At 63.2% G+C, this 18,496-nt stretch carries 15 protein-coding genes and 1 pseudogene; 15 read left to right on the forward strand and 1 reads right to left on the reverse strand.

Annotated elements, in window-relative coordinates; genetic code table 11:
- Window positions 1-17 precede the first annotated feature (17 nt).
- The 15 genes and pseudogenes from F3Y30_RS17615 (at window position 18) to F3Y30_RS17685 (ending at window position 17,438) form a co-directional block, all read left to right on the forward strand.
- A complete protein-coding gene (locus F3Y30_RS17615; protein ID WP_203423994.1) occupies window positions 18-1,703 on the forward strand; it encodes a thiamine pyrophosphate-binding protein in 1,686 nt (561 codons plus the stop codon).
- Between the two features lie 56 nt (window positions 1,704-1,759).
- The gene (locus F3Y30_RS17620; protein ID WP_203423995.1) at window positions 1,760-2,896 is read left to right on the forward strand and encodes a calcium:proton antiporter; all 1,137 of its coding nucleotides are present in this window, start codon (window positions 1,760-1,762) and stop codon (window positions 2,894-2,896) included.
- A gap of 195 nt (window positions 2,897-3,091) precedes the next feature.
- The gene (locus F3Y30_RS17625; RefSeq protein WP_203423996.1) at window positions 3,092-4,714 is read left to right on the forward strand and encodes an ABC-F family ATP-binding cassette domain-containing protein; all 1,623 of its coding nucleotides are present in this window, start codon (window positions 3,092-3,094) and stop codon (window positions 4,712-4,714) included.
- Between the two features lie 633 nt (window positions 4,715-5,347).
- Window positions 5,348-6,067, forward strand: coding sequence for an IclR family transcriptional regulator (locus F3Y30_RS17630; RefSeq protein WP_203423997.1), 720 nt, complete (start codon window positions 5,348-5,350; stop codon window positions 6,065-6,067).
- A gap of 1 nt (window position 6,068) precedes the next feature.
- Window positions 6,069-7,805: a hypothetical protein gene (locus tag F3Y30_RS17635; protein WP_203423998.1), complete on the forward strand. Its 1,737-nt coding sequence runs from the start codon at window positions 6,069-6,071 to the stop codon at window positions 7,803-7,805.
- Window positions 7,802-8,527, forward strand: a complete 726-nt coding sequence (locus tag F3Y30_RS17640; protein WP_203423999.1) for a hypothetical protein — start codon at window positions 7,802-7,804, stop codon at window positions 8,525-8,527. Before F3Y30_RS17635 ends, F3Y30_RS17640 begins: the two co-directional genes overlap by 4 nt.
- 11 nt (window positions 8,528-8,538) lie before the next feature.
- Window positions 8,539-9,510: a dipeptidase gene (locus tag F3Y30_RS17645; RefSeq protein WP_203424000.1), complete on the forward strand. Its 972-nt coding sequence runs from the start codon at window positions 8,539-8,541 to the stop codon at window positions 9,508-9,510.
- Window positions 9,511-9,619: 109 nt separating this feature from the next.
- Entirely contained in the window at window positions 9,620-10,693 is a 1,074-nt protein-coding gene (locus F3Y30_RS17650) for an extracellular solute-binding protein (protein WP_203424001.1), read from the forward strand.
- 136 nt (window positions 10,694-10,829) lie between these two features.
- On the forward strand, window positions 10,830-11,681 hold the full coding sequence (locus F3Y30_RS17655) for an ABC transporter permease (protein WP_203424002.1): 852 nt from the start codon (window positions 10,830-10,832) through the stop codon (window positions 11,679-11,681).
- Window positions 11,678-12,507: pseudogene (locus F3Y30_RS26740) on the forward strand (ABC transporter permease). The gene F3Y30_RS17655 and the pseudogene F3Y30_RS26740 overlap by 4 nt, the downstream one beginning before the upstream one ends.
- A 16-nt stretch (window positions 12,508-12,523) precedes the next feature.
- Window positions 12,524-13,573, forward strand: a complete 1,050-nt coding sequence (locus tag F3Y30_RS17665) for an ABC transporter ATP-binding protein (RefSeq protein ID WP_203424003.1) — start codon at window positions 12,524-12,526, stop codon at window positions 13,571-13,573.
- Window positions 13,574-13,618: 45 nt separating this feature from the next.
- Window positions 13,619-15,004, forward strand: coding sequence for an aspartate aminotransferase family protein (locus F3Y30_RS17670; protein ID WP_203424004.1), 1,386 nt, complete (start codon window positions 13,619-13,621; stop codon window positions 15,002-15,004).
- Window positions 15,005-15,017: 13 nt separating this feature from the next.
- Window positions 15,018-16,481, forward strand: coding sequence for an NAD-dependent succinate-semialdehyde dehydrogenase (locus F3Y30_RS17675; protein WP_203424005.1), 1,464 nt, complete (start codon window positions 15,018-15,020; stop codon window positions 16,479-16,481).
- 126 nt (window positions 16,482-16,607) lie between these two features.
- On the forward strand, window positions 16,608-16,997 hold the full coding sequence (locus F3Y30_RS17680) for a RidA family protein (RefSeq protein ID WP_203424006.1): 390 nt from the start codon (window positions 16,608-16,610) through the stop codon (window positions 16,995-16,997).
- A 63-nt stretch (window positions 16,998-17,060) separates the two neighbouring features.
- A complete protein-coding gene (locus F3Y30_RS17685; protein ID WP_203424007.1) occupies window positions 17,061-17,438 on the forward strand; it encodes a RidA family protein in 378 nt (125 codons plus the stop codon).
- A gap of 141 nt (window positions 17,439-17,579) precedes the next feature.
- Here F3Y30_RS17685 and F3Y30_RS17690 read toward each other — a convergent pair whose 3' ends face one another.
- Window positions 17,580-18,416 carry an oxidoreductase gene (locus F3Y30_RS17690; protein WP_203424008.1) on the reverse strand — a complete coding sequence of 279 codons (837 nt, stop codon included), beginning with the start codon at window positions 18,414-18,416 and terminating at the stop codon, window positions 17,580-17,582.
- Between the last annotated feature and the right edge of the window lie 80 nt (window positions 18,417-18,496).

Genomic DNA, 18,496 nt, shown 5'->3' on the forward strand with positions numbered 1-18,496 from the left:
ACACCATGGAGTTTGTCATGACCAAGACCGTGATCCAGCATGTCCTCTCCCGCCTGCACGATATCGGGATCGATGACGTTTTCGGCGTGCCGGGCGACTACTCCTTCCCGGTCAATGACGCGATCTGCACCGATCCGAACGTCCGCTGGGTCGGATGCTCCAACGAACTGAATGCGGCCTACGCCGCCGATGGCTATGCCCGCATCAAGGGTGCCGCCGCGCTTTGCACCACCTACGGCGTCGGCGAGCTTAGTGCGATCAACGGTGTCGCCGGTTCGTACGCCGAGTATCTGCCGGTGTTCCACCTCGTCGGCATGCCGAACATGGCGACACAGACCGGTCGCAAGCTGATGCATCACACGCTGGGCAATGGCGAGTACGACCTCTTTCGCCGCATGACCGAGCCGGTTGTCGTCGCACATGCGGTCATGACCCCGCAGAACGCCGCCTATGAGACGGAGCGGCTGATCTTCGAGGCTCTCTACCATCGCCGCCCGGTGTACATGGCCTTCCCCGCCGATCTCGCCGGTCTGCCGGTGCTGGGCGAAGCTGCGCCGATCCCGATGCCACGGAGCAATCCGGAAAGTCTCGCCGCGGCGGCCGAGGCGATAACCGCTCTCCTGCACAAGGCCGGCACGGCCTGCGTCCTTGTCGGCATCCTGGTTGCGCGCGCAGGGCTTCGCAACGACCTGCAGCACCTTCTCGATGCCTCCGGGCTCCCTTTCTCCACGATGTTCATGGGGAAGTCGGTACTCGACGAGCAGCATCCGGGATACATCGGAATGTACGACGGTGCCCTCATGAACGAGGAGGTTCGCAGTTTCGTCGAAGGCTGCGACGTGATCCTCAACGTCGGAGCCGCGATGACGGATTTCAACAGCGGCGCCTTTACCGCAAGACTGGATCCGGCAAGAACGATCACGGTTGGCCACCATGTCACCCACGTGAATGGGAAGGTCTATCCGGGAGTCGAGATGGGCGACCTTCTCGTCGAACTCGCACGGCGCCTGCCTAAAGGCGACTGGAAGAAACTGGCGCCATCCTCGCTCGGCCCGGTCACAGGGGCCGGCGACGATGCGATCGATGCCGCCACGCTCTATCCGCGCTGGGCGGATTTCCTGAAGCCGGACGACATCCTGATCGCCGAGACCGGAACCGCGTCGATGGGTCTCGGCTTCGCCCTCATGCCGAAGGGGGCGACTTTCCACAACCAGACGCTCTGGGGCTCGATCGGCTGGGCCACGCCGGCTGCCTTCGGTGCTGCCGTCGCGGCTCCTGGCAGTCGCGTCGTTCTCCTGACCGGCGACGGCTCGCATCAGCTCACGGTCCAGGAGATCAGCCAGTTCGCGCGGCTTGGACTGAAGCCGATCGTCTTCGTCCTCAACAACAACGGCTATCTGATCGAGCGCCTGCTCTGCAAGGACCCCGCAATCGCCTACAACGACATCGCGCAGTGGCACTATGCCGAGCTGCCGCATGCCTTCGGCTGCGACGACTGGATATCGATGCAGGTCGCCACTTGCCGCGAGTTCGACAGTGCGCTGGAGCTTGCTTCCAACGCCGACACGGGCGTCTACATCGAAGTCGTCACCGATGCCTACGCGGCCTCCCCCTGTCGCTGCAGCTGCATCAAGCGATGCAGGCCATCTATCGCGCCTAGCAGCGGCATGGCCCCCACGCCCCGCTCTACCCGCGGCCGTTGATTTCAGGGCAAACCTAGATACTGTGGCCAGGGCGATCTGGGGACGGAAAGCGCATCATGGACAAGAGTGCTGCCGAGGCATCCGGGAAACGCGATCTCAGCGCCCTGACCGCGCAAGAGTGGTTTTTCGCCGTCAGCGCGATAACCGTCCTGATATTCTCGCTTTGGGGAAACCGGCTGCTCGAAGGTTTTTCGAACTTCGCATGGCTCGCGTTCGTGTTCCTGTGGCTGTTTGCGGTCGTGCTTGGATCCGCGCTTGCGGTCGTCCGTCATGCCGACCATCTCGCCACCAAGCTCGGCGAGCCCTATGGCACCATGGTGCTGACCCTGTCGGTCACCACGATCGAGGTGCTCAGCATCACGGCGGTGGTCATGCACGGCAGCAACAACGTCACGCTCGTCCGCGATACGCTCTTTGCCGTGATCATGATCATTCTCAACGGCATGGTCGGCCTTTCGCTGTTGATCGGCGGCTGGCGGCATCACGAACAGCAATACAACCTGCAGGGTGCCAATGCCTATCTGGGCGTGATAATTCCGCTTGCGGTGCTCAGCCTCGTGCTCCCCGAAATGTCCCAGTCCTCGGCAGGGCCGACGCTCGCCCGCGACGAGAAGATCTTCCTCGTGATCATCGCAAGCGGCCTCTATGTCGCCTTCCTAGCGCTCCAGACCGGCCGTCATCGCACCTATTTCATGCATGGCGACGATGTCGAGGAGAACGGTCATCAAGTTCGCCCTGCAGGCCCCACATGGTGGCACGCTCTCATGATCCCCGCCTATATGGCGCCGGTGGTGTTTCTGGCCGAACAGCTTGCCCATCCGGTCGACTATCTGATCGAAACGCTCGGTGTTCCCGTCGCACTCGGCGGCGTGCTCATGGCGCTCCTCGTCGCCACGCCAGAAGCGATCGGCGCCGTGAGGGCCGCCAGCGCAAACCATCTCCAGCGGTCGGTCAACATCTTCCTCGGCTCGGTTCTTTCGACGATCGGCCTCACCATTCCGGCGATGGTCGTAATCACGCATATGAACGGCATGGACATGGACCTGGGCGTCGAGAAGACCGACCTTTTGATGCTCCTGCTCACGCTCACCGTCAGTGTCGTCACGTTCTCGAGCGGGCGGACCAATGTTCTGCAGGGTGCGGTCCACCTCATTCTCTTTGCGGCCTTCCTCCTGCTCATTTTCCAGAAATGACGCGAGCCGCCGATTAACGGCGGCTGATCGTTCGGCCCGGGAGGGCTTGATTCTTCCTGCTCCCCTTGCGTCTCCGCACGAAAACGGGCAATCGCCGTTGCATGGAACGGCGACCCAGGTCGCCAAATAGCTGGAAGCGCGACGACCCCGTGGCATGAGGGCGCCGCCGCCAACCTCTCGGAGCCGCATCCGCATATGATACGCATCGAAAACATCAGCAAGCAGAACAGCCATCGCATCCTCTTCATCGAGGCGACCGCGGCGCTCAACAGGGGTGAGAAGATCGGTCTGGTCGGTCCCAATGGGGCGGGCAAGACCACCCTCTTCCGTATGATCACGCAGGAGGAACTCCCCGACGAGGGACAGGTGTCCGTCGATAAGGGCGTAACCATAGGCTACTTCAATCAGGACGTCGGCGAGATGGAAGGCCGCAGTGCGGTCGCCGAAGTGATGGACGGCGCGGGCCCCGTGAGCATCGTTGCCGCCGAGCTTCGCGAGCTCGAGGCCGCCATGTCCGACCCGGACCAGGCCGACAGCATGGACGAGATCATCGAACGCTACGGTGAGGTGCAGGCACGCTTCGAGGAGTTGGACGGATATGCTCTCGATGGACGGGCACGCGAGGTTCTGGCAGGCCTGAGCTTCAGCCAGGCGATGATGGACGGCGACGTTGGCGCGCTTTCCGGCGGCTGGAAGATGCGGGTGGCACTTGCTCGCATCCTCCTCATGCGCCCCGACGTGATGCTGCTCGACGAACCGAGCAACCACCTCGATCTGGAGAGCCTGATCTGGCTGGAGGAGTTCCTGAAGGGCTACGAGGGAGCACTGCTGATGACCTCGCACGACCGCGAGTTCATGAACCGCATTGTCGGCAAGGTGATCGAAATCGACGGCGGATCACTCACCACCTATTCCGGCGACTACGAGTTCTACGAGCAGCAGCGCGCCCAGAACGAGAAGCAGCAGCAGGCGCAGTTCGAACGCCAGCAAGCCATGCTCGCAAAGGAGATCAAGTTCATCGAGCGGTTCAAGGCGCGCGCTTCGCATGCGGCGCAGGTGCAGAGCCGGGTGAAGAAGCTGGAGAAGATCGATCGGGTGGAGCCACCCAAGCGCCGCCAATCGGTGGCGTTCGAGTTCCGGCCGGCGCCACGATCCGGCGAAGACGTCATCAGCCTGAAGAACGTGCACAAGAGCTATGGCGAGCGCAGCATATACGAGGGGTTCGACTTCATGGTGCGCCGCCGAGAGCGCTGGTGCATCATGGGCATCAACGGTGCAGGCAAGTCCACGCTTCTGAAACTGGTGGCCGGTTCCGCCGAACCTGATCTGGGCAGCGTGGCGCTCGGCGCAAGCGTGAAGATGGGGTATTTCGCTCAACACGCGATGGATCTGCTCGACGGCGAACGCACCGTGTTCCAGACACTGGAAGACAAATTCCCCCAGGCAGGACAGGGTCCGCTTCGCGCCCTTGCGGGATGTTTCGGCTTCTCCGGCGACGACGTGGAGAAGAAGTGCCGGGTGTTGTCGGGCGGCGAAAAGGCCCGGCTCGTCATGGCGATCATGCTTTTCGACCCGCCGAACCTTCTGGTTCTGGACGAACCGACGAACCACCTGGACCTGGACACGAAGGAAATGCTCATCAAGGCGCTCTCCGAATACGAGGGCACGATGCTGTTCGTTTCGCACGATCGGCATTTCCTCGCGGCGCTATCCAATCGGGTGCTCGAACTGACACCCGAAGGCGTTCACCAATACGGCGGGGGCTATACCGAGTATGTCGCTCGCACTGGCCAGGAAGCCCCCGGCCTGCGGAGCTGACGGAGACTACCGGACGAGCTCGGGGGTGAACCCCAACTGACACATGTCGACTCGCGCCACAACGGCGCGGGTGGCTATCCGGAACCGATCGCTGCCGTTGGTGTACGACGCGAAGATCTTTCCATCCGAGTCGCAGGACGCCGCTCGGCATCGCAATTCCCACTTTTCGAAATCTGGTCGCGGCACGAACCCCGTGTCGCTGGCTGCAATCATGGCAGTTCAGATATCGACGGGCGAGACGACAAGCCAGTGCTCGGTAACGCGAAAGACTCCGCGAACGCCGAAATCTGAAGTGAATCGCAGCAAGCTGGCACACACCGCTCGCCCCGATCTTCGTCTGGATACGAAGCTCCTGCTGCTTGCAGCCCCACTCCCACGGCAATCCTGAAAAGAAAACGACAGGCAGAAACGGCAGTCCCGGCTCACCGTCACAGATTTTTTCGGCCAAACGGTCCGGACAGAAAGTCCGTTTCTGCTCAAAGGCTTGCGTGCCACTGGCGACCGCGTCCGAACACGCGGCGACACCGAAATCGGCCTGTCAACGAAAATCAAAGTTGACAGCCGTCAGATTACGAGTCCAATATAAACATACAACGTCTTCTAATGTTGGACAAGAGGGAGGTCAAGCAAAAAATGGCGGTGCGCCCACTCACATCGGTGTTGAAGACCCTTGCCGCCTTCGATTGCGTTGCCGCAGCTGCGGAGCCGCTTCGTCTGGCCGACATTGCCCGCCAGCTCGGCGAGGCGCGTGGCGCAGCCCATCAGCGGCTCGTCACCCTCATCGAAGCGGGCTGGCTGGAACAGACGCAGGACGGTCGTTACCGCCTGAGCCTGCGCGTCGTCAGCCATGCGGCGATGGCGCTCGAGCAGTCCAATCTCGGCGCCCGGTTTGCCGGGGTGCTGGAGGAGATGGTCACGCAGAGCGGCGAGACCGCTTCTCTTGCGATCCTGGACGGCAAGGACGCCGTCATCGTCCGCCGCGTCGAATCGCGCGGCGTGCTCAGAGCAGATCTCAAGGTGGGAGCGCACCTGCGTCTCGATCGCACCGCCTTCGGCCGTGTCCTCGTGTCCTATGCCCGTCCCGAGATCTACGATCGGCTGAAGGCGCAGGGCGTCAGCCTGCCCGATGAAGACACCATCGCGCACGTGCGAGAGCGGGGCTTTGCGATTTCCGAAGTCGAGGGACCGCGCACGGTATCGGCCGTCGCCGCGCCGCTCCTGGATGCCCAGGGCGAATGCATCGGTGCGCTCGCCCTTTCCGGCCCATTCACAGGTTTTGACACTGACAAGTGCGCCCAGATCGTCGTCGCTGCCGCGGCGGAGAGTTCGGGTCGTCTGCGAGGAGAACAATAGGATGACCGCCCTGAAGAAACCCGCTCCGGAATCGGACGCATACCGCATCGCGCGGCTGATGCGCTCGCCCGGCGAGATGATGGAGCCCGCGCGGCTTGCCGCGATCCAGCCGTCCCGCATCAGCGCCTCGCGCGCCCTGATGAGCCGTGCAATTCGCCAGCGCTGGCAGATCCTGTGCAAGCGTTTCGACATCGATGAAAACGGCAACGGCGTCGCCGAATACCGTATCGAGATCGGCGGCTGGCGCTTCTCGTTTCCCGTCTATTCCTTCCAGCCCTCGCCGCACGGCCGGACCGGCCGCATCATCGGCCGCAGCTGGGACATGATGGGCGCGCTCGTCGAAGGCGACATGAGCCAGGAAGACTTCGAAACGACCCGCACGGAACTGCCCAAGCTCTACGAGGGCCGTGCGACGCCGGGCACCCTGATCTGGTGCCGCTCGAACCGCAGCGGCCGCTTCTTCGAAAGCGCGAAGCAGGCCTTGCAGGCGGGGCGGCAACCCGATGTCGCCGAACTGGCGCAGACCTGCTACCTCATGCGCAATACCGGCCTCGACGGCAACGGCACGTTCGGCACGAAGACCTTCCTTGCCTACGAAGGCAACCACCCGCTCCGCTGGTCGCTCGCAGCCCAGATGCTGTGCGCCTACATGATGCGTGTCTTCGCGCAGGATCTCCTGCAGCATCTCGCCCGCCTCGGCGCACCGCAGGCCCCCGCAATGGCGATGGAGCTTCGCCGCTTTCTCGGCGTCGGAAATGGCTCCGCCCTCGGGCTTATGCTGTTCGTCAACAACCATCCACGGCTCATCGAGCGTTGGCTTTTCATTCGCGAAGAGGCAATCGCCCGCGCCAAGACGCTGACACCCGACGCAGACGGGTCCGAGATCGCCAGGCTGCTGGCACTCGTGGAAAAAGCGATCACCTTCCGCTCGCAGGACCGCGCCGCCTATGAAAACGTCACGCGATCCGACCTTCTGGCAGAGGAACTTCAGGTTGTTCGCCAAGCAGTGGCGAGCCTTCTTGAGCGCTGGCGGGCGGGTAGCCGCTTCGAAGCCGAACCGTTTGCCGAACTCGCAACTTCCCTCGAGGGTCGCATCCATGCCGAAGCGATGGAGACCCTCCATTCGCTGCTGATCGAGCTCGTTCCCGAAGAAGCGGATGCACTCGTGGAAGGGCTGACCATCGACGAGGAACTGACCGGCCGCCCGGAAATGCCGGTGGGCCGCCTGCGCGAGGTCCTGCGCAACGACTATAGCTGGGCCTTCAAGCTCGATCTCGATGTCGAGCCGAGCAAGCGCTACGTCTGGTACAAGTCGATGACTGCCGAGGAGCCGCGTCGCGGCCCGGCCGCAGAGGTCGGCGAAGACGTCGTCAATCTCGGCCTCGACCTGCCGCGGCTGGTGGTCGCCCTCGATCGCGACCTTGCCGCCGCCGACCCGGAGCTCAGCACGGCGCGCTTCCTGATCGCCCATCCCCAGCACCGGGCGATCGTCACCCGCGTCCAGGCGCTTGCCGGCACCAGCCTGCATTCGCCGCACGCCGACATCATGAGCGAGGCGTTCACGCCCGCCCACATCACCCGTCTCCTCAATGTCGGCATCCACGGCATCGACAAGACACGCGATTTCCTCGACCGCAATTTGCGCGGCGTCCTGTTCCACGGCGCTCCCACACCGGAAGACATCGCCACCGGAAACGCCGACGACCTGTGGTTCTATCCTGCGGAGCCGAGCCTATGAGTTCATGCCAGACCAACCTCCCCTCGACCCTGACCGTCAGCCTGCGCGAGATGCGCATGGTTCTTGAGCGGCTCATGCAGGTCACGCGCGTCGAGCCGGGGCTTGTCCCGTCGCTTCGGGATTGCGCGCTGTTCTCGGCAGCGCTCGGCCTTGGCGGCTTCGCGCGGCTGTCGGACAACCTCGAGGCGGTGAAGGTTGCCGATCCTCATGCGATAAAGCTGGCCGCCACCGATCGGCCGGTTATCGACTGCGCCCGCCAGCACGCCTGGATAGCCGTGGATGCAGCCCTCGAACTGGCAATCGAAACCCTGCGCACCGGGGGCAATGGGGCCGTCGAGGTCAAGAACGCCACCGCGATAGGCGAACTGAAGGTCGCCGAAGCTTTGGCGCAACGCTTCGGGCTCAAGGCCACCGTCACGATCGACGAAACGGCCGGCACGGCCTTGATCGTCGTCGCGCCGGCGACCGATGCCGCCGACATCGGCATTCTCGGCCGAATTCGCCGCGAAGGGCTCGTGGTCGATGCCGGATTGTGGTGGCAGCTGTTCCACCAGTCCGCGGAAGCGCTCGCACCGGACTCCTACATGTCTCGTCGTCACGCCGGCCCGATCATCGTGGAGGCCGACGGCAAGGTCATTGGCCGGCAGGATGAGGACGAGACCGACCTGTCGTTGCTCCTAGCCGACGCCCCCAGGGGCGAGACCGCGTCAACAAATCACTGAACGGAACGACCATGATCATCGATGCTCTTCAATGCGGCCACTTCAACCGGGAGTCTTTCGAAGCGCTCAAGCGCGGCGGCTACAGCGCCGTCACGCCGACCCTCGGTTTCTGGGAAGGAACCATGGAATCGCTGGATTCCCTGGCCCGCTGGCGCGACATGGAGCGTGACAACGCCGACCTCATCCTGATCGCCAAGACCGCCGCGGACATCGAGCGTGCCGAACGCGAAGGCAAGCTTGCCATCGTGTTGGGTTACCAGAACTCCAACCTCTTCGAGGACCGCATAGCCTTCATCGAGTTCTTCGCCGAGCTCGGCGTCCGCGTAGTCCAGCTCACCTACAACAACCAGAACGAACTCGGCGGCTCCTGCTACGAGGAAAACGACAGCGGTCTCGCCCGTTTCGGAAAGGATGTCGTGCGCGAGATGAACCGCGTGGGCATGCTTGTCGACCTTTCGCATGTCGGCGACAGGACGACGCTCGATGCGATCGAGTGGTCGGAAAAGCCGGTCGCGATCACTCACGCCAACGCTGCTTCGCTGTTCGAGCACAAGCGCAACAAGTCGGACCGGGTGATCCGCGCGCTGGCTGAGCGCGGTGGTGTCATCGGCTGCGTCGCCTACCGTAACATCACTCCCGACAGCGCCTGCGCCACCGTCGACGGATGGTGCGAAATGGTCGCCCGGACCGTAGACATCGCCGGCATCGATCATGTCGGCATCGGCACCGACATCTCGCACAACCACACCCAGCGCGACTACGACTGGATGCGCAAGGGCCGCTGGACGCGCTCGGTTCAGTACGGCGCCGGCTCGGCGGCAACGCCGGGCGCGGTTCCGAAGCCTGCCTGGCTGACCAAGCCGGACAGTCTCAAGGACGTGGCGCCGGCGCTGCTGCGTGTGGGCTTCAACCAGGCAGAGGCCAACAAGATCCTCCGCGACAACTGGCTTCGCCTCTATTCGGAGGTCTTCCGGACCGCCTGACTGATCCCGGAAATGCCGGAATCCAACGACAAGAAGGGCTGCCGTCATGACGACGAGCGGCCCCGGGAATAGCAAACAACCGACCGTTCGAGTGTAAGGAGAAAGACGGATGGAAGAGTTTAAGAATGCATCGGCGACCCCCGTATCAAGGCGCGCCGTTCTGGGTGCCGGCCTGTTCGGAGCCGCGATGCTTGCATCCCCCTTCGTTCGGCGTGCAAGCGCCGAGGAAAATGTACTTTATGTCAATACATGGGGCGGCGACTGGGAGGCTTCGGTCAAGAAGTTCCTGTTCGACCCCTTTACCGCCGATACCGGGATTGAGATCCGCACCGTCTCTCCGATTTCCTTCGCCAAGCTTGCCGCCCAGAAGACCACCGGAGTGTACGAGTTCGACGTGACGACGCTTGGCGTTGCGGACGTTGCGCGGGCAAATGCCGCCGGCCTCCTCGAGGCGCTCGACGGCAAGGTCGACGCCTCCGTTCTCTGGGATGGCGCGATCTACGAGAACGGACTTGCCACGCACGGTTTCGCCACGCAGATGGCCTACAACAAGACGAAGTATCCTGACGGGCTCAACACCTGGGCAGACTTCTTCAACGTCGAGAAATTCCCGGGCAACCGGAGCCTGCAGCGCCATGCGGCACGCGTCCTCGCGATCGCGCTGCTGGCAGACGGCGTTGCCGCGGATCAGCTCTTCCCCTACGACCTCGACCGCGCCTTCGCCTCGCTCGACAAGATCAAGGCCGACGTCCGCGTCTGGTGGACCGCCGGACCGCAGGCTCGCCAGATCCTGACCGACGGCGAAGTCGACATGGCCGGCCTCTGGGACAGCGACGCGGCCGGGGCACGGGATGCGTCCAAGGAACCGATCGAAGTCGTCTGGGATCAGGCCGTCGTGGACAAGGCCTGCTGGATCGTTGCGAAGGATAGCCCGCGCGCGGAGAACGGCTTCAAGCTGATCAGCCATATCGGCCAGAACGCCGAGGGGCTCGCACAGTTCTGCATGGCAGACCAGAACGGGCCGCTGAACCCGAAGTCGTTCGAGTTCATCCCTGCCGAAGTCGCCAGCAACATGCCGACCTATCCCGATCACCTCGCACGCGCCGTGATGCTGGATGGTGCGAAGCTGCTGCCCCAGCTCGACGAGCTGACAAGCCGCTTCGAAAGCTGGGTCGGCATCTGACATTCGCCCTTCCGGTCCCGGACGCCGTTCCGGGACCGGTGAACCAAACGCGTCGGATGAACTGTTCCGCCAATGGCGGATCCGGTTCGATCGGCCCTCCGGGAGGGCCGCATCCGAGGGGTAGAGGAGCAATACCATGAAACTCCGGGCGTCTCCGGTCCTGACGGATGGACCGATACCGCTGATGGCTCCGGCGGCCATCTTCCTTTCAATCTTCTTTCTCGTGCCGCTCGGCTATGTCGGCTGGATGAGCCTGTCGCAGCCCGTGTTCGGCCTGCAGAACTTCGGAAGGCTGCTGCATTCGAGCCTCTTTGCGTCGGTCCTCTACCAGACGTTCAAGACCGCGTTCCTGGTGACGGTGCTGAGCCTCGTGTTCGCCTATCCCCTCGCCTATGCGGCCGCCAACGGTTCGAAGCGCTTTGCGACCTTCCTGCTCACCGTCGTGGCGCTCTCCTTCTGGACCAGCTATCTCGTGCGCACCTATGCCTGGATGGTCATCCTGGGCAACCAGGGGCCGGTGACGGCGCTGCTTGCCTGGTTGGGCTGGGATCCGGCACCGAAGCTTCTCTACACCACCTTCAGCGCCACGCTCGCCATGACCCATGCCCTGATCCCGTTCATGACCATGTCGCTGTTTTCGGTGATGAAGCGGATCGACCCGCTCTATGTCCGCGCAGCAGAAAGCCTCGGCGCCAACCCGCTGCGAGCCTTTGCAACGGTCTACCTGCCGCTGAGCGCCCCCGGTATCGTCAACGGCTGCACGCTCGTCTTCATCTCCTGCCTCGGTTTCTATGTCATGCCCGTCCTCCTCGGCAGCCCGCGCGATCAGATGATCGCCGGCATTATCGGCGACCAGATCGAGCAGACACTCGACTTCGGCCTGGGTTCAGCCATCTCGATCGTCCTGCTTGCACTGACGCTTGCGATCTACGCTCTCTACAATCGCTTCTTCGGCCTCGATCGGCTGTGGGCAGGAGGCGACCGATGAACCCCTGGATTCGCGCTCTGGCGCTTTTGATCGCCGTCTTCGTGGCTGCCCCGATGTTCATCGTTATCCCGATGTCCTTCAGCTCCGCCGCCTCGCTGGCCTTCCCTCCACCCGGCTATACGCTCGGAAACTACATCAACTTCTTCTCGGATCCGAACTGGACGCAGCCGCTGATGAACAGCCTGGTGATCGGCGTCGGGACGGTCCTGGTGACGATGCTGGTTGCGGTCCCCGCCTCGTTCGCGCTGGTGCGGCACATCTTCGTCGGCCGCGGCCTGTTCAACCTGCTGATCATGCTGCCTATGATCGTCCCGACGATCGTCATGGCGCTCGGCTACTACATGTATTTCGGGCAGTTGCGGCTGGTGCAGAGCTATCTCGGGTCATTCTCGCCCATAGCTGCATCGCCATGCCGATGTCGACCCTGATCCTGACAGCGGCGCTCAAGGGCTTCGACCGCTCGGTCGAGAGAGCGGCCATGAGCCTCGGCGCATCGCCCTTGCGCACCTTCCGACTGATTACATTTCCGATGCTACGTCCCGCCTTTACCGTCGCTGGGCTGTTCGCCTTCATCGCGTCCTTCGACGAGGCCGTGATCGCCCTCTTCATATCCGGCCGCGACAAGGCGACCCTTCCGCGCCAGATGTTCAACGCCGTCCGCCAGGAGGCGGATCCGACAATCTCCGCCGCCTCCTCCTTCCTGTTCCTGCTGGTCCTTGCCGGCATCTGCATCTGGCTTGCGCCGCAGCTCGTACGCCGCCGCACCCGCACCGCAGATCAGTCACAAGGCAACGGTGCCACCCAGACCGCAGCCGCGGCATCCTGATACAAGGAGCATAGAAATGAACGCCCGTTCCCTCACGCTTCGCAACGTCAACAAGTCCTATGACGGCGTGCACATGGCCGCCGACGACGTTTCCCTCGACATCAAGGCCGGCGAATTCGTCTCCTTCCTCGGGCCGTCGGGTTCGGGCAAGACCACGACGCTGATGATGATCGCCGGCTTCCAGCATCCGACGAGCGGCGAGATCCGTCTCGGCGAGCGCGCCATCGACAACCTGCCACCCCACAAGCGCAACATCGGCATGGTGTTCCAGAACTACGCGCTCTTCCCGCACATGACGATTGCCGACAACGTCGCCTTTCCCTTGCGCATGCGCGGCGTGTCGAAGCCGGAAAAGGAACGCCGCTCCCGCGAGGCGCTGGCGAAGGTTGGACTTCAGGGTTTCGAGAAGCGCATCCCTTCCGAGCTGTCCGGCGGCCAGCAGCAGCGGGTGGCGCTTGCGCGTGCCCTCGTCTTCGAGCCCGACATCATCCTGCTCGACGAGCCGCTCGGCGCCCTCGACAAGGCGCTGCGTGAGCACATGCAGGTGGAACTCAAGCGCATCCACAAGGATCTCGGCGTCACCATGGTCTACGTCACCCACGACCAGACCGAGGCGATGACCATGTCCGACCGCATCGCAGTCTTCAACCAGGGCCGTATCGAGCAGATCGGCACGCCGGACGAGATCTACTTCGCGCCAAAGACCCGCTTCGTCGCCTCCTTCATCGGAGACAGTAACATCATCGAGGCTTCAGCCCTTGGCGATGGCCGCTTCGAAACCGCAGTCGGCGTCGTCGAAGCGCGGGCAACCGGTGCCGAGCGCAACAGCCGCGCCGATCTTCTGCTGCGTCCGGAGATGATACGGATCGCCGATGCGGCTCAGCCCGATCGCCGGCCATTCAAGATCGACACCACCATCAACTATGGCGACAATCTCCTCGTCATCGGCAAGCTCGGCACGCAGGCGATCCGCATGCGCGTTCCGGGCGTCGATGCGCGCAGGCTCACGGGCTCTTCGGAGTGCCACGTGACCTGGCGCAGCGAAGATATCCACGTCATCGCCTGATCGCCCATTTCCGTTTCTACGAGTGCATTCCTGATGGAGCCTGCCATGAACGATCGTCCAAATTCCCTGCACGCCCTGGACAAGCAAACCCTGGTTCATCCCTACACGAACCTGGCGGTACACCAGGAGGTCGGGCCGCATGTGATTACCGGCGGCGAAGGCATCTACGTCATCGACGACGAGGGCAAGCGTTACATCGAGGGCTTGGCCGGGCTCTTCTGCGCCGGCCTCGGCTTCAGCGAACCCCGTCTCGTGGAAGCGGCGACCCGGCAGCTCAAGACGATGCCGTTCTACCATTCCTTCGCCCACAAATCGACGGAACCCGGTATCCGGCTCGCCGAGACACTGCTCTCCATGGCACCCGTACCGATGTCGAAGGTCTTCTTCGCCGGCTCCGGCTCGGAGGCCAACGACACGGCGATCAAGCTGATCTGGTACTACAACAACGCGCTTGAGCGGCCGAAGAAGAAGAAGATAATTTCCCGGCGCAAGGCCTATCACGGCGTCACGGTCGCGACGGCGAGCCTCACCGGCCTGCCCTTCAACCACCGCGACTTCGATCTTCCGATCGCGAACATCCTCCACACTGACTGCCCGCACTATTGGCGCTTCGCCGAACCCGGCGAAAGCGAGGAGGACTTTGCCACCCGGCTTGCCGACAACCTCGAAGCGTTGATTCTGGAGGAAGGTCCGGACACGATCGCCGCATTCTTCGCCGAACCGGTCATGGTGTCGGGCGGCGTCATCACACCGCCGAAGACCTATTTCGAGAAGATCCAGGCGATCCTCAGGAAATACGACATCCTCCTGGTTGCCGACGAGGTCATTTGCGGTTTCGGCCGCACCGGCAACATGTTCGGCTCCGAGACCTACGGCATGAAGCCCGACATGATCAGTTGCGCCAAGCAGCTTTCGGCGGCCTACATGCCGATCTCCGCACTGATGATCAACGAGAAGATTGCCGAAGCGCTCGTTGACCAGAGCCGCAAGATCGGAACGTTCTCGCACGGCTACACCTATGGCGGACATCCGGTCGCGGCCGCCGTCGCGCTCGAGGCGCTGAGGATCTACCAGGAGATTGACATCGTCTCCCACGTCCGCGCCGTGGCGCCCCGCTTCCAGAAAGGCATTGCCAGGCTCGGTGAGCATCCGCTGATCGGCGAGGCGCGAGGCGTCGGGCTCGTCGCCGGCCTTGAGTTCGTCAAGGACAAGGCGACCAAGGAGAATTTTCCGCCTGCCTGGCAGGTCGCCAACCACGCCGGAAAGTTCGCCACCGAGCGTGGCGTCCTGACCCGCGGTCTCGGCGACATGGTGAGCCTCTGCCCCGCCATGATCATCAACGAGGAACAGATCGACGACCTCATGAGCCGCATGCAGCTCGCGCTCGACGACACCCTCGCCTGGGCGCGCGCCCAGGGCTACATGTCCTGAGAAGAGGCCGACCATGACCTCAGACAACACATCCTTCGCCTACGAGCGGCTCGGCATGCTGATCGGTGGCCGCTGGATCTACGATGCCGAGCGGCGTGGCGAGGTTCTCGACCCCGCGACCGGCCAGGTTATCGGCCATCTGCCGCACGCGACGGATGCCGACCTTGCCGAGGCCGTCGCCTCCGCCCAGCGCGCCTTCGAGAAATGGAAGGATCGTTCCCCGCTCGAGCGGGGCCAGATCCTGCGCCGTTTCGCCGACCTCGCCCGCAAGCACGCCGACGAGATCGGCCGCAGCATGACGCGCGACCAGGGCAAACCGCTCGCCGAAGCAATCGGCGAGATCCGTTTTGCCGCAGACCATGCCGACTGGCACGCTGAAGAGGCACGCCGCATCTACGGCCGGGTAATTCCCTCGCGCGATCCGCGCGTGCAGCAGCTTGTCGTACGCGAACCGGTCGGGGTCTGCATCGCGTTCACGCCGTGGAACTTCCCCTTCAGCCAGGCACTGCGCAAGGTCGTGGCGGCGCTCGCGAGCGGCTGCACGATTATCCTCAAGGGGCCGGCGGAATCGCCCTCCTCCACGGTCGCAATCGCACGGCTGATGCAGGAATCCGGCTTGCCGGACGGTTGTCTCAACATCGTCTGGGGTTCCTCTACCCACATTTCCGAGACGCTTCTTTCATCTCCCGAGGTGAAGAAGATCTCGTTCACCGGATCCGTGGAGGTCGGCAAACTGCTGGCCTCGCTTGCCGGACGCCACATGAAGCGCTCCACCATGGAGCTCGGCGGGCATGCGCCCGTCATCGTCTACGACGACGCTGATATCGATGCAGCCGCCGAAGCCCTCGCGGCCCAGAAGATCCGCAATGCCGGCCAGGTCTGCATATCCCCGACCCGGTTCTATGTGCAGGCGAAGGCATATGACCGCTTCGTGGCACGCTTCGCGGAGAAGGTCGCCGAGACGAAGGTCGGCAACGGATTTGACGATGGCGTGCAAATGGGCCCGCTGTGCCATGCGCGGCGGGTTACTGCCATGGAGAGCTTCGTACAGGACGCGCGCGAACAGGGCGCCGAAATCGTCGCCGGCGGTACACGGATCGGCAACGCCGGTTATTTCTATGCCCCCACCGTGGTTGCCGGCGGCACGGACGCGCTCCGCTTGATGAACGAAGAGCCTTTCGGGCCGATTGCGGTCGCAACACCCTTCGGCGATTTCGACGAGGTGATCCGCCGCGCCAACAGCCTGCCCTTCGGTCTCGCCTCATACGTCTTCACCGGATCGAGCAGCCGTGCCCAAAACACGGCCCGTGCACTTGCTGCCGGCATGGTCAGCATCAACCACTTCGGACTGGCCCTGCCCGAAACGCCGTTTGGCGGCATCAATGACAGCGGCTACGGCAGTGAGGGGGGCGAGGAAACCTTCGACGGTTACTTGAGCACCAAATTCGTCACGCGGTTCGACGCGGTTCCCGCGTAAGCTGGGTGGCGGGGCAGCGCGGAGTGTTGGCGGGCACTCCGCGCGCCGAATTTCGGCTGCATCCTCGGTACGCAACGAAATGAAGCGGCGCGACACCCGCGCCCACAGCAGAAAACGGAGAATGACATGTTTGAAGCCATCGATACCGGCTCGGATCCATCCGATGTTCCGGTCAGCGAAGTCGTCCGCGCCGGCAACCTCGTCTGGTCGGTCCATGTATCCGAAGACCCGGTCAACGGTGGTCTCGTCCTCGGTGACATCGAAACCCAGACGCGCCGCACGCTCGGGAACCTCGACATCGCCATTCGCGCCGCCGGCGGAACGCTTGCCGACGTGGTGCAGGTACAGGTCTTCCTCGTAGAAAAGACGGACTCGGCGGGCATGAACAAGGTCTATGCAGAGTATTTCAAGGAGCCCTATCCGGTGCGCGCGACCGTCGTCGTGAAGGAACTCCTGGCCGAGGGCCTCAGGATCGAAATCCTTGCGCACGCCGTTCTCGGAGAAGCCGCGAAGTGAGCTGCGCGTGCCGCTGGAATGCCCCAGAAGGACCCGGCGCCACTTTCCTCAGGAAAATCGTACATGTTTGAAAAAGTCGAAACCGGCATCTTCGCGTCGAAGGCACCCCTCAGCGGAACGGTCAAGGCCGGCCGCATCGTGCGCTCGGCCCACATCGCCAAGAACCCCGAAACTGGCGAACTCGTCACCGGTGATATCGAAACGCAGGCTCGCCAGGTGTTTGCCAATCTGCGGCAGGCGCTGGCGGCCGCTGGGGGCACACTCGCCGACGTCGTGCAGATACAGGCGTATCTGATCGACAAGGCGGATGCCCCCGGCATGAACCGCGTCTACCGCACGTTCTTCTCCGCGCCCTACCCCGTGCGCGCAACCGTCGTCACAGACCTCCTGTCAGCAGGCATTCGGCTGGAGATCATGGCGACGGCGGTCGTCGAGACCTAGGACGCCGGAAGCGATCTGCGCCGGATGGCATGAAGTGGGGTCTCCCGAGATCCCCAGTTCAGGATCATCTCACCGCAGCGCATTGGAAATACCGCGGGGCGCCTCCGACTTGGCTGGGTAGGCGCCCCTGTCTGCCGGATGTCATGCGGCCGGCAGGAAATCAGTAGAGACGGATACCGGACGCCACGCGGTGAGAATCTCGCCGTCCGACACATGCTTTGCCTCGATCGCGGCGACGGTGTCGCTGCCGAGCGGAAGCCTGATCGGCGGGTTCTCGGCATCGACGAAGGATATCAAGACGTCGACCAACGCGTCTGGATTGCCGGGCTGGTTGTGGCTGATCTCCTGCGCTTTCTGCCGCACGAGCCCTGCTGTCCCGGAATAGTCGTCGATCTGGATCGGGCTTACCGTGAGCGAGGTCGAGTCCAGGAAGTCTGTGCGGAAGTAGCCCGGCTCGATCGCAGTGGCATGGATGCCGAGCGGTCCCAGTTCCTCGGCAAGGGCCTCCGTCAACCCTTCGACCGCGAACTTCGTCGAGCAGTAAACGCCGAATCCAGGCCCGCTTCGATAGCCGCCGATCGAAGAAAAGTTGAGAATGCGCCCGGATCGCTGGCGGCGCATGTGCGGGAGCACCGCGCGGGTAACGGCGAGGAGCCCGAAGACGTTCGTGCGATAGAGGGCCTCGATCTCTGCCCCGCTTGCCTCCTCGACCGCCCCGAGCAATCCGTAGCCCGCATTGTTGACGAGAATGTCGATCCGCCCGAACCGGGCAATGGCTTGCCTTACCGCCTCATACGCCTGTGTTTCGTCGGTGACGTCGAGGGCAACGGCAAGGAGGTTGGGCTGCTCTCCAAAGCGTTCGACGATCCCCTTGGGATTGCGCGCAGTTGCGACGACCCGGTCGCCCTTGGCCAGCGCCTTTTCAACGATTAGGGCACCAAAGCCGCGGGATGCTCCTGTAATGAACCACGTATGCATTTGAACCTCCTAGCTGGTATCGCCGCTCCATCATCTGCGGCTGGGATTGTTTTACCTCGGAGGATCTGATGAGATAATCC

Source organism: Sinorhizobium sp. BG8, from assembly GCF_016864555.1.
Classification (GTDB): domain Bacteria; phylum Pseudomonadota; class Alphaproteobacteria; order Rhizobiales; family Rhizobiaceae; genus BG8.

What these genes read in the sequence shown, in the direction of transcription:
- F3Y30_RS17650 (WP_203424001.1), top strand. Translation starts at nt 9,620, where the DNA reads ATGGAAGAGTTTAAGAATGCATCGGCGACCCCCGTATCAAGGCGCGCC.
- F3Y30_RS17655 (WP_203424002.1), top strand. Translation starts at nt 10,830, where the DNA reads ATGAAACTCCGGGCGTCTCCGGTCCTGACGGATGGACCGATACCGCTG.
- F3Y30_RS17615 (WP_203423994.1), top strand. Translation starts at nt 18, where the DNA reads ATGACCAAGACCGTGATCCAGCATGTCCTCTCCCGCCTGCACGATATC.
- F3Y30_RS17640 (WP_203423999.1), top strand. Translation starts at nt 7,802, where the DNA reads ATGAGTTCATGCCAGACCAACCTCCCCTCGACCCTGACCGTCAGCCTG.
- F3Y30_RS17685 (WP_203424007.1), top strand. Translation starts at nt 17,061, where the DNA reads ATGTTTGAAAAAGTCGAAACCGGCATCTTCGCGTCGAAGGCACCCCTC.
- F3Y30_RS17630 (WP_203423997.1), top strand. Translation starts at nt 5,348, where the DNA reads ATGGCGGTGCGCCCACTCACATCGGTGTTGAAGACCCTTGCCGCCTTC.
- F3Y30_RS17680 (WP_203424006.1), top strand. Translation starts at nt 16,608, where the DNA reads ATGTTTGAAGCCATCGATACCGGCTCGGATCCATCCGATGTTCCGGTC.
- F3Y30_RS17635 (WP_203423998.1), top strand. Translation starts at nt 6,069, where the DNA reads ATGACCGCCCTGAAGAAACCCGCTCCGGAATCGGACGCATACCGCATC.
- F3Y30_RS17645 (WP_203424000.1), top strand. Translation starts at nt 8,539, where the DNA reads ATGATCATCGATGCTCTTCAATGCGGCCACTTCAACCGGGAGTCTTTC.
- F3Y30_RS17625 (WP_203423996.1), top strand. Translation starts at nt 3,092, where the DNA reads ATGATACGCATCGAAAACATCAGCAAGCAGAACAGCCATCGCATCCTC.
- F3Y30_RS17690 (WP_203424008.1), bottom strand. Translation starts at nt 18,416, where the DNA reads ATGCATACGTGGTTCATTACAGGAGCATCCCGCGGCTTTGGTGCCCTA.
- F3Y30_RS17665 (WP_203424003.1), top strand. Translation starts at nt 12,524, where the DNA reads ATGAACGCCCGTTCCCTCACGCTTCGCAACGTCAACAAGTCCTATGAC.
- F3Y30_RS17620 (WP_203423995.1), top strand. Translation starts at nt 1,760, where the DNA reads ATGGACAAGAGTGCTGCCGAGGCATCCGGGAAACGCGATCTCAGCGCC.
- F3Y30_RS17670 (WP_203424004.1), top strand. Translation starts at nt 13,619, where the DNA reads ATGAACGATCGTCCAAATTCCCTGCACGCCCTGGACAAGCAAACCCTG.
- F3Y30_RS17675 (WP_203424005.1), top strand. Translation starts at nt 15,018, where the DNA reads ATGACCTCAGACAACACATCCTTCGCCTACGAGCGGCTCGGCATGCTG.